This window comes from Hyella patelloides LEGE 07179, assembly GCF_900659865.1.
Taxonomy (GTDB): Bacteria; Cyanobacteriota; Cyanobacteriia; order Cyanobacteriales; family Xenococcaceae; genus Hyella; species Hyella patelloides.
This window is the reverse complement of the sequence record NZ_LR213827.1, coordinates 19,946-29,541: the sequence shown is the minus strand read 5'-3', so window position 1 is coordinate 29,541 and position 9,596 is coordinate 19,946. Positions and strand designations below refer to the sequence as shown.

The 9,596-nt window shown below is 37.1% G+C and carries 11 protein-coding genes; 2 read left to right on the top strand and 9 right to left on the bottom strand.

All coding sequences use genetic code 11. The features are described from left to right. Nucleotides 1-251 precede the first annotated feature (251 nt). The 3 genes from H1P_RS11955 to H1P_RS11945 form a co-directional block, all read right to left on the bottom strand. The gene (locus H1P_RS11955) at nucleotides 252-503 is read right to left on the bottom strand and encodes a hypothetical protein (protein WP_144867343.1); all 252 of its coding nucleotides are present in this window, start codon (nucleotides 501-503) and stop codon (nucleotides 252-254) included. Between the two features lie 28 nt (nucleotides 504-531). Beyond that, a complete protein-coding gene (locus tag H1P_RS11950) occupies nucleotides 532-765 on the bottom strand; it encodes a hypothetical protein (protein WP_144867342.1) in 234 nt (77 codons plus the stop codon). 313 nt (nucleotides 766-1,078) lie between these two features. Beyond that, nucleotides 1,079-1,306: a hypothetical protein gene (locus H1P_RS11945; protein WP_144867341.1), complete on the bottom strand. Its 228-nt coding sequence runs from the start codon at nucleotides 1,304-1,306 to the stop codon at nucleotides 1,079-1,081. Between the two features lie 253 nt (nucleotides 1,307-1,559). On the opposite strand from H1P_RS11945, the gene H1P_RS11940 reads away from it, so the two are divergent. After that, nucleotides 1,560-2,294, top strand: a complete 735-nt coding sequence (locus H1P_RS11940) for a hypothetical protein (RefSeq protein ID WP_144867340.1) — start codon at nucleotides 1,560-1,562, stop codon at nucleotides 2,292-2,294. A 129-nt stretch (nucleotides 2,295-2,423) separates the two neighbouring features. Here the strand turns inward: H1P_RS11940 and H1P_RS36020 are convergent, their stop codons facing one another. Together H1P_RS36020 and H1P_RS11935 are read right to left on the bottom strand one after the other, a co-directional pair. Then, entirely contained in the window at nucleotides 2,424-2,579 is a 156-nt protein-coding gene (locus H1P_RS36020) for a hypothetical protein (RefSeq protein ID WP_186375943.1), read from the bottom strand. A gap of 414 nt (nucleotides 2,580-2,993) precedes the next feature. Then, nucleotides 2,994-3,701 carry a response regulator transcription factor gene (locus H1P_RS11935; protein ID WP_144867339.1) on the bottom strand — a complete coding sequence of 236 codons (708 nt, stop codon included), beginning with the start codon at nucleotides 3,699-3,701 and terminating at the stop codon, nucleotides 2,994-2,996. Between the two features lie 286 nt (nucleotides 3,702-3,987). Here H1P_RS11935 and H1P_RS11930 point away from each other — a divergent pair, with 286 nt between their 5' ends. Further along, the gene (locus tag H1P_RS11930; RefSeq protein ID WP_144867338.1) at nucleotides 3,988-5,178 is read left to right on the top strand and encodes a GNAT family N-acetyltransferase; all 1,191 of its coding nucleotides are present in this window, start codon (nucleotides 3,988-3,990) and stop codon (nucleotides 5,176-5,178) included. 10 nt (nucleotides 5,179-5,188) lie between these two features. Here H1P_RS11930 and H1P_RS11925 read toward each other — a convergent pair whose 3' ends face one another. The 4 genes from H1P_RS11925 to H1P_RS11910 all read right to left on the bottom strand — a co-directional run bounded on the left by H1P_RS11925 (nucleotide 5,189) and on the right by H1P_RS11910 (nucleotide 9,362). Continuing rightward, on the bottom strand, nucleotides 5,189-5,671 hold the full coding sequence (locus tag H1P_RS11925; RefSeq protein ID WP_144867337.1) for a chemotaxis protein CheW: 483 nt from the start codon (nucleotides 5,669-5,671) through the stop codon (nucleotides 5,189-5,191). 80 nt (nucleotides 5,672-5,751) lie between these two features. Further along, nucleotides 5,752-7,305 carry a serine/threonine protein kinase gene (locus H1P_RS11920; RefSeq protein ID WP_144867336.1) on the bottom strand — a complete coding sequence of 518 codons (1,554 nt, stop codon included), beginning with the start codon at nucleotides 7,303-7,305 and terminating at the stop codon, nucleotides 5,752-5,754. A gap of 9 nt (nucleotides 7,306-7,314) precedes the next feature. Continuing rightward, complete coding sequence (locus H1P_RS11915; protein WP_144867335.1) at nucleotides 7,315-7,758, bottom strand: hypothetical protein; 444 nt, start codon at nucleotides 7,756-7,758, stop codon at nucleotides 7,315-7,317. Nucleotides 7,759-8,078: 320 nt separating this feature from the next. Continuing rightward, nucleotides 8,079-9,362, bottom strand: a complete 1,284-nt coding sequence (locus H1P_RS11910; protein WP_144867334.1) for an anhydro-N-acetylmuramic acid kinase — start codon at nucleotides 9,360-9,362, stop codon at nucleotides 8,079-8,081. Nucleotides 9,363-9,596 lie beyond the last annotated feature (234 nt).

The window sequence follows — 9,596 nt, the reverse complement described above, 5'->3', positions numbered from 1 at the left end:
CAAGAAAATATTAGCAACGATTTAGAGCCAGAAGACGACATTCAAACCTGTGCTTCCCTCGGCAAAACTCTCATCAACCTCAACTACTCCCAAGACGCACTCAATTTGAAAAGCGCAGTAATATCTCATAATAAGTAATCAAGCTAAAATTTACGGATCGTATTTCTGTAAATACAAATTGAAATTAGCTACAATCTGGGGATGATTGCGAAAAAACAACGAAAGAATATCAGTATCTAACAGGCAATGTTTCAAAACTCAAATCTCCGCGAAGCGGATACCTGACGACGTTGCTCGATCTCTTCACCAAAATCATTAAAATCTTCATCGGAAATATCCAGCCAGCTACCCGCAAATTCCATAATGCGATCGCTATCACTTTTTTTTTGCTTTAGATTAGTTCTAAAACTACGAATAAGTTCGTACAATTCCTGACGATTTTCCTCTGGAATTAAATTTATTTCCTCTGTAATTTTATTTTGAATAATTTTTTCTGGAGACATAAATAAACTCCATAATAATTTTATTAAACTAAGCAGAGGCTTTCAGTTCGACGATCCCTCTGGCTATTTTTTCTAAAAAATCAGAAACACTAGAACAACCATGCTTACTAGCGAGGGACTTCATATTTTCCCATCCTTCATCAGTGATACTAACACCCCTAGTCTTTTTTCTTTGACCAAAATCACTTTTTCTTCCTTGATGATAAGTCAAATTAGATAAGCTATTGGGATGCTGCCCTTGTGAGTACTGTTGGTTCGACATTCTAGTTGTGTTTGAGTTGCGATTTTTGATAGATAATAATTTTGTTTCTATTGTACTCGTGTAGAAATGTAAATCATATGGTAGATTTTTCTATTATTATCGATAATAATAGAATCTAGTACTATGCCAATTCTAGCTTTTTAGCCTTTTAAGCGATCGCTTTTAGGGGGATTTTAGTATGCGTAATCGAATTTTGAGAGATTAGAGTTGCCGTTTTGCGATCGCTTTTCTGGAAAGATTAGAAAGGTTGCGATCGCTTTTGTGAGTTAGATAAGAAGTGACATCATACATCAGATTGTATTTATTTCAAGCTTTAAGCAGACTGTTGAGTTCGATAAGATTTTGTTTCAGCAAGTAATTTTCTAATCAAATTACCTTTGTTGATTCCCTGTTTTTCTGCTTCTTCACTAATCCAAGCTTCCAAACTAGGTGGTAATCTTACTCCTATAGGTTTCCCCAGAGGTTCATCGTTAGGAGAAGTAAATTGCCCTTTTTTTCTAGGGGATTTAGATACTTGTTCAAACCCTTTGTTTACTGACATATCTGTATCTTTACTCTCCACAACAATACTAAGGCTTAATTGATTATTGTTTCTTAATGTTAATCTTCGTAAATAAATAATCTATACTTTGCACATACCGCGTTAACGCGGTACAATAACCTCACAGATTAGAAATTTAAGCGATCGCCTATATAAATTCTTGGCGGAATGAAAAGCGATCGCTCTATATAACCATTAATCATAGAAAAAACTATGACCAATACGAAGTTCAATTAGTCAGAAAGATAGCATCATGAACTCACCTACAAATATAAACCAAAAACCCACCAATAGACAACCAACGCAACATATTCTCAGATCGGGACAAAAAGTATACCTTTACGACGACACCAAATATACAGGAACATTACTTCGTCCAGTAGAGCGCACCTATCCCCCTCGATGGACAGTAGAGCTAGACCGAGGCGGTTACGATAGTGCTATTGTGGCTGAAATAACTCCCATCGAACCATTAAAGAGCGAATCAGAATCAAATTCAGAAATCCCATTTAGCGACTCTCCCTCGTTATCCAACTCCCAACTAGAAAAAGAAATCATCGCCCTTAAAAAAGAAGTCCAAAAACTCCAAGCAGAAAACCAAGTCTTGAAAAAAGACCTAGAAGTAGCCAAACAAGTAATTCGTCGCGCTAAAGATATTTCACCATTAATGCGTATCTCTCTTAAAAGAGTCCTCAGACTAGTTCATGATGCTTGTATGGATGTCCAGCGCACCGTTGGAGGCTGGATTCTCAAACTAGGAGACAAAGCTAGGAAATTTCGTCGTTTAGCAGACATTTGGCATATCTTATCTCAAGAAGAGTGGTATCTAGAAGACATTTTTCCTCAAGATAAATTAATTGCCATCGACTTAATTCAACCTCCTAAACCTAGAAAAACACCCACACCACCAGATAAAAAAACCTCTCCTTTGATGCGTCCATCTGACATTATAAGGAATCGCACGATGCACTTAGTTAAAACTGGGTAAATTAAAATAATTAAACAACGATAATTAGAATAATCTAATGACCATTTAAGCACTCTTCCCCTCTCTAAAATCTAAGATTACATACTTTGATAAAACTACAAATTGACGTGCGCGAAGAAAAGATTAAAATCAGGTGAAGTTTGCTGGCAAAAACAAAACTTTATGACCCGCCTCTTGAGCAATCCAAAAGACATCATCTAGGGAGTGGAATGGTGCATTGTCAAGAATTAAAGTGGAGTTAGGTTTCAATTCAGGAATCAGATAATCTTTGAGCCATATTTTCACAATTATGAGGTAAATTAAGCTGATTATTGGATTTAGGAGCGGAAAATTTGCTTAATTTACCTTTACTCTTTTATTTGTATCTATAGTATCTATAGTACTGGTATTAAGAAAGCGATTCAGATTGCTATCGCGTACTTGAGAACATTTTTACTCTTGGTACGCTTTCCTTTGCTAGGTGAGCTACAAAATGCTAGGTGCGCTTTCCTTAGCCCCCAAATGCGATGGGGATAAACGGATGGAACATCCGCAGGGTTGCACCTCTAACAACGAAGCAGAGTCATATCACAAGTTTGCTTGCTAAAATCACGCCTATTGGCAACACTTCCGCTAATATTGCCGAGGTTTACCTTGATTGACTAAAAATTGCTTTAGTTTTGATTAAAAGTTAGGTATTTTTGCTCCCCATAACATAACCTATAAAACTTCTGCCTCTACTTCAAACTTATAGCCAACTCCTCTAACGGTTTGGATATAGGAAGGCTCAGAAGCATCAAGCTCAATTTTTTTGCGAATTTGACCAATATGAACATCTACTACTCTTTGGTCGCCGACATATTCATAATCCCAAACGTTTTGGATTAATTCTTCTCTACGCCACACTCGACCAGGGCGACTTGCTAAAAAGTGAAGTAAATCAAATTCTAAAGCAGTCAACATAATGAAAGTCTCATTAATTTTGACTTCTCTTCTTACGGGATCGATTATCAAGTTATCGTAAGTTATGGGCTGTTTTTCTGAGGAAGTTACGGTTCGCTGACGTTTGAGGATTGCTTTGACCCGATACTCTAATTCTTGAAGATCGAAAGGCTTAGTTAGGTAGTCGTCGGCACCTTTAAGAAAACCTTCTTTTTTATCTGCTGCATCAGAACGGCTGGTAAGCATCAGAATAAAGACATCCGTGCTTTTTTGCATTTCTTCACAGAGATTGTATCCCAAAGCGTCTGGCAGATTAACATCCAAGATTACAAGATCTGGGTTAAACTGCTCGAATTTTTTGATAGCGACTTGTCCGTTTTCAGCAGATTCAACTTCGTATTTTTTTTGACGGAGAAAACGGACTATTAAATTGCGGATTGCAGTATCATCGTCTACAACGAGTATTTTGGCAGAGGCCGTATGCATAGTTTTAACTAGAGAAAAAACTTAAGATTAAATAAAGTTATAACAATCAATAAACTGATTTTGTACTCAGCCTTTTAGACAATTATCAACTTATATTCTTAGAATGCCAACAACTGAGATCACCGATCGATGAGCCTAATTTACTTTTTCTTTAATTATCAGTATTTTTTTGAGCATAGAGTAAGTACAAAAACTGTAATCAAAATAGCTCATTGATAACATTAAGTAATATTACACTAAAACCTGTAGGATGAATTTATCAAGCTCCTTTGCAAAGCTGTTATTTATGACTAAACAAGTTAAACAGGACTACTCTCTGGCTTGGGTTGCCAATGTCGCAGAAATTTCTCAACCAGAATGGGATGCTTTGGCAAAACCTTTATCAACTCCTTTTTTGGAATGGGAATGGTTAAATAATATAGAAACTTCTGGTAGTGCTACTAAAAGGACTGGTTGGCAGCCTTCTCATCTTACAGTGTGGCGTAATCAAAGTTTGGTTGCTGCTGCACCTCTATATATCAAAAGTCATAGTTACGGAGAATTTGTTTTTGATAGCCAATGGGGAGATTTGGCTTATCGTTTGGGGGTTGAATATTACCCTAAGCTATTGGGGATGAGTCCTTTTACTCCTGCGGTGGGTTATCGATTTTTGACTGCGCCAGGGGAAGATGAGGATTTGATTACAGAGATGATGGTTCGAGAAATCGATCGCTTTTGCGATCGCAATAAGCTTTCTGGCTGCAATTTTTTATTTGTCGATCCTGACTGGCGCGAAATTATGGAGCGTCATGGTTATAGTAGTTGGCTGCACCATAGCTATATTTGGTCAAATCGGAGCTTTGATAGCTTTGATGATTATTTAAAGATGTTCACTTCTAATCAGCGTAAAAACATCAAGCGCGAGCGTAAGGCGGTAGATAAGGCGCGCTTAGAGATGAAAGTGTTTACAGGAGAAGAGATTCCCCATCATCTTTATCCGTTGATTTATCGTTTTTACAATAGCACCTGCAATAAGTTTTATTGGGGAAGCAAGTATTTAACTCGCCAGTTTTTCGAGCAGCTTTATCCAAACTACTCTCATCGAGTGGTATTATGTGCTGCTTATACAGAAGATGATGATTATAACCCTGTAGGAATGTCTTTTTGTTTGCGCAAAGATGAAAAACTTTATGGGCGTTATTGGGGTTGTTTAGAAGAATATGATGCGTTGCATTTTGAGGCTTGCTACTATAAACCAATTGAATGGGCGATCGCTAATAGAGTGCAAACTTTCGATCCTGGTGCGGGAGGTAGACACAAAAAACGTCGTGGTTTTCCTGCAACGGCAAATCATAGTTTACACCGTTTCCGCGATCGCAGAATGAGCCAAGTTTTACAACATTATATTGGTGAAATTAATACTATGGAAGCAGAGGAAATGGAAGCCATTAATAATGAGCTACCGTTTAATAAGCACACTATTGAATTTGATATTTAGTGTTTATTTCTCAAGATTTGTCTGATTCTTGGGTTAATAATTCGACAATGCGATCGCCATCTAAAGCCAAGATTGTTTGACCTTGAGCGGTTCTTTTTTCTCCTGCTAAGCAAAAAGATAATTTAGGGGTTAATTCATGTAGAGTATTACGGCGGATTTGTCCTGTTTTACATAATACTAAATGACCAACTTGACGCACTGCTAAGCCCAAAATTTTGTCATTTTTACTGATTAGTAAAACGTTGTAAGAGTAATAATAATTTTGCTTATATAGTGGCTCTAACTCTAGTAAAGAAGATAGATCGACTACCCAAAGAACCTCTCCCCGATGATTATATACTCCCATTACAGCAGGAGAAAGATCGAAAATTGGCACAATATGACTGGGATCGATTTTAATAATTTCTCCCAGTTCTTCTGTGGGCAACATCGCCTGGATATCAGCCGTTAAAAAAAAACTCAGAAATTGTGAAATAGTAGGTTTTGCTTGCATATTATATTAAAAATAAAATTTTATAAATATTTACCAACATAAAATTAATTTCTTATTTCTACTCAGTGACTTCATGAATACTATCCAGAAATATCATTGGAGTAATTAGTAGTAACAGCCTGTATTTTTAATAAAATTTTTGGTTTGAGTTTTTCTAATTCTTGACGTAATATTTTTTTGGCAGAGTTAGGAGTTCCAGCATATTTATTCATTTTCCCTGTATCAGCCCATTGATTTAACATTCGGCAATTTTCTGGGTTAATCGTTGATTTTGTAACGTGTTGGCATCGCTCTGGTTGGTTGAGAGCAAAAAATAAAATGCGATATGAACCCTTTTCTGCTAGGGCGTGGCTAATGCGCTGACCTTTCTCTGACTTGAGATCGAGATAACAAGGGAGCCAACGAGGGCCATGTTCTTGACTGTAAAGAAGGGTAATCCACAACAACATCGGATGAGGATAATTGAGAAAAAGAAATTGATTGTAGCGAACACCAGACATTCGATTGAGGATATCGCCATAATCCAACATTACAGAAAGTACGGGAATTTCTCCTAAAGGAGATTCAATAAATCGTGCAAAGACAATCTTTTTTAAAGGTTTATCTTTAGGCCAAGATGCTTGAAGACAAATTTCTGTAATAGAAGGAGTAGCTTTTAAAGTTTGCTCCTGATTTGATTTGCGATCTTTTGATGGTTTTGATGATTTTGATGGCTTTGGTTGGATTTTAACTTCAGGTTTTTTAGAAGACTGAGGCTTTTGTTGTAGGGTTTCTAAAGTTTGAAGAATTTCTCGAACACTTTGGGGTCGTTCTTCTCTTTTTTTAGCCAAACAAGAAAAAACTAAATCTTGTAATTTTGCGGGAATTTGTAACTTACTAGAAAAAGGAGTGGGTTTAAAATCATGATGAGCTTGATACCAACCACCAAACGAAGAATTTTGGGGCATGATAGGCATATCTGTCGTCAGCATTTCATACATCATGACTCCCAAGCTGTAGATATCAGAACGACTATCTAGTTCTTTACCTTCCATTTGTTCGGGAGAACAGTAAGCTAGAGTTCCCATAAAAGACTGAGTTTGAGAAGCATTTGCCAAAATTAATTTAGCAATTCCAAAATCGAGAATTTTGGCTACTTCTCCCACAGTAGGATCTTGAACAATAATAATGTTGCTGGGTTTGATATCTCGATGGATGATTTTACACAAGTCTCCATTAAAAGAGATGCCTTGGTGAGCGGACTCTAAACCCAAGCAAATATGACGAGCTAGAGTAAAAAATCTTGATAGAGCAAGGGGTTGATGAGCAACAACATCATTGAGACTTTCTCCTGAAAGGTATTCCATAACATAGAAAGAAATTTTATTTTCATCTATGCCGTAGTCTTTGACTCGAACGACATGAATACTTTTTTCTCCTAATAGCGCGGAAATAGTAGCTTCTCTTTCAAAGCGATCGCGCATATTTTTGTTGAGTAAAGCATGAGATAAAAACTTGATAGCTACGGTTACGCCTCCGAGTACTGTATCCTTAGCACGATAAACTCTACCCATCGCACCTTCGCCTACTAATTCAGCGAGTTGATAGCGATTGGCGAGTAAACGACCATAATTAGGATCTCTATTAATACTCATATCAAAAAATTAAATTAAATGTTTGAGAGTAGCTTCCATAGTACTTGTGAGGTTGTGGCTTTCTAAATAAACATTGGTCAAGTGGTAAGTGTCTTCACTCAGGCAATAGAAGGTATCAAATCCCAAACGACGTTGAGTCGCGCCGACGATCCAATAATGTTGAATAATTGAATCAGAACTTAACCAACCTTCTCCTTCTATATTTCCCAAAATACTGTGTTGAAGAACATAAGTATAAGATTTTCTTTGATTATCAAAATGTCCTTTACACTGAGAGACAATTTCAGATGAAGATTTTTGATTGACAGAAAGTAGGGTGTCCATCTTAAACCAGGTTTCTTGTTTCCAAGAAATTATGATAAAACCTCTCAGGGGAGTAAAGCCTCGATCTCTTTGGAAATGATGACCTTCAACACTCCATTTTGCCGATTTTAATAGAAAGCTATGATTCACAAAAATTAGGGATTGGGGATTTTGGGTTGTTAGTTGTTAGTTGTTGGTTGTTATTTGTTTCATTATTCCTCTGATTTCAGCATTCGGTAAGTCCGCGAATGCGCAAGGTTTCCAAGGTAAGTTTAAGTCGGACGCTTGCACCCAAAACGACGGGCATAAACCCTCCAATGTGATGGGGATAAATACGAAGATGCGACGGGTATAAAAACGAAGATGCGATGGGTGTAAACGCCTGTCGACGATATTATCCCACTTGACGGCAAGCCTTTGAGATGGGTGGACGGCGGGGTCTGAAATCTCTTTTGTTCCTTCCTCCTTACTTAAAGTTGAGGAAGATGAATGTCTCCTAGTAGCATTGGTTTGTTGGCGGATGTTACTTGGGGTACATTGCCAGGGAAATTACAGTGATAACGCCAATATGCCAGAATAGCAAAGGCGATCGCCTCTTTGTGATCTCCATCAAGTCCTACCTCGTCTGTAGTTAGTATCTTTGCCGATGTTAACTCAGCTTGTAAGCGTTGTCTCAGGTAAATATTACGACTACCACCACCACACAATAGTATTTCGTCAGGAATTTGTGGCAAAAAAGTACGATAACTATGGGCGATAGAGGCTACAGTTAATTCGGTGATAGTGGCTAACCAATCAGCGTCAGAGAGGTTTTCTGTTTGAGCGTCTTGCCAACATTGATTGAGGTAATCTTGATTAAATAATTCCCTACCTGTAGATTTTGGTGGGGATTGCAAAAAGTAGTCTTGCTCTAGCCATTGTTGAACTAACTTTTTACATGGTGTTCCTCCAGATGCAAATTCACCATTGCGATCATAAGTTTGTTTGCCATCAGTTAACTCAGAGATCGCTAAATCAATTAGAACATTAGCAGGGCCAGTGTCCCAACCACAAATTTTCTGTTCCCAATCTGGATTATTACGAGGGGGAAGATAGGTAAAGTTACCAATTCCCCCAAGATTTTGAATGACTCGATGCTTGGTTGGATGAGATAGCAGACAAATATCTATTTTGGAAACCAAAGGCGCACCATGTCCCCCTGCTGCAATATCGGCTGCGCGAAAGTTACTTACTGTGGGAATCCTTGTCAGATTAGCAATTACTTCCCCTCTCCCCAGTTGCATACTGTAACCAAGGATAAGAGATGAATTTTCTTTGTTTCTCTTACTGTCTCGATCTCTTATTTCTTCTGCTTTCTGATTTTTTGTTTGCTGATTTGTATTTTCCTTTACAGTAAATATTTTTTCTTCCTTATTCCTCGTTCCTCGTTCCTCATTCCTTAAAATGGGTGGTCGATGATAAACAGTCTGACCATGAGAGCCAATAATTGTTGCTGTGGGAAACTTTTGTTGAATGTTTTGAGCAGAGATCGCAAATTGATAAGCAATGGCATCGTCTAATTGTGCTAATTCTGCCATCGAGATCGCTTGATTATGGCAAACTTCGATAATTTTGCTTTTTAATTCTGTTGGATAAGGATAGGTTTCAGCGTTTAATAATTCTATTTCTATGTCTAAATTTTCTCCTGTAATTTCTACTAAAACAGCATCAATTCCATCGATGGAAGTGCCACTAATCAAACCTATGACTTTCATCAGTTTTTATTTATTCGTTTTCATCTCTTATTTAACATTTTTCATTTATGAATTTTTTGAAAAATTAAGTATAGCTGAGATTTCTGAGAAAAGATTGCTTTTCAGTTAAAAAAAGTAAACAACTAAGTCAAGATTAAATGACTTTTAAGCTTTTTTTGATGATCTTAAAATACAAGTTGTTAAGTTAGCTTAAGAAAGTTTAGCCCCAAAAGTAATTAAGTTTAAATAAAATAG

What these genes read in the sequence shown, in the direction of transcription:
- H1P_RS11955 (WP_144867343.1), bottom strand. Translation starts at nt 503, where the DNA reads ATGTCTCCAGAAAAAATTATTCAAAATAAAATTACAGAGGAAATAAAT.
- H1P_RS11950 (WP_144867342.1), bottom strand. Translation starts at nt 765, where the DNA reads ATGTCGAACCAACAGTACTCACAAGGGCAGCATCCCAATAGCTTATCT.
- H1P_RS11945 (WP_144867341.1), bottom strand. Translation starts at nt 1,306, where the DNA reads ATGTCAGTAAACAAAGGGTTTGAACAAGTATCTAAATCCCCTAGAAAA.
- H1P_RS11940 (WP_144867340.1), top strand. Translation starts at nt 1,560, where the DNA reads ATGAACTCACCTACAAATATAAACCAAAAACCCACCAATAGACAACCA.
- H1P_RS11935 (WP_144867339.1), bottom strand. Translation starts at nt 3,701, where the DNA reads ATGCATACGGCCTCTGCCAAAATACTCGTTGTAGACGATGATACTGCA.
- H1P_RS11930 (WP_144867338.1), top strand. Translation starts at nt 3,988, where the DNA reads ATGACTAAACAAGTTAAACAGGACTACTCTCTGGCTTGGGTTGCCAAT.
- H1P_RS11925 (WP_144867337.1), bottom strand. Translation starts at nt 5,671, where the DNA reads ATGCAAGCAAAACCTACTATTTCACAATTTCTGAGTTTTTTTTTAACG.
- H1P_RS11920 (WP_144867336.1), bottom strand. Translation starts at nt 7,305, where the DNA reads ATGAGTATTAATAGAGATCCTAATTATGGTCGTTTACTCGCCAATCGC.
- H1P_RS11910 (WP_144867334.1), bottom strand. Translation starts at nt 9,362, where the DNA reads ATGAAAGTCATAGGTTTGATTAGTGGCACTTCCATCGATGGAATTGAT.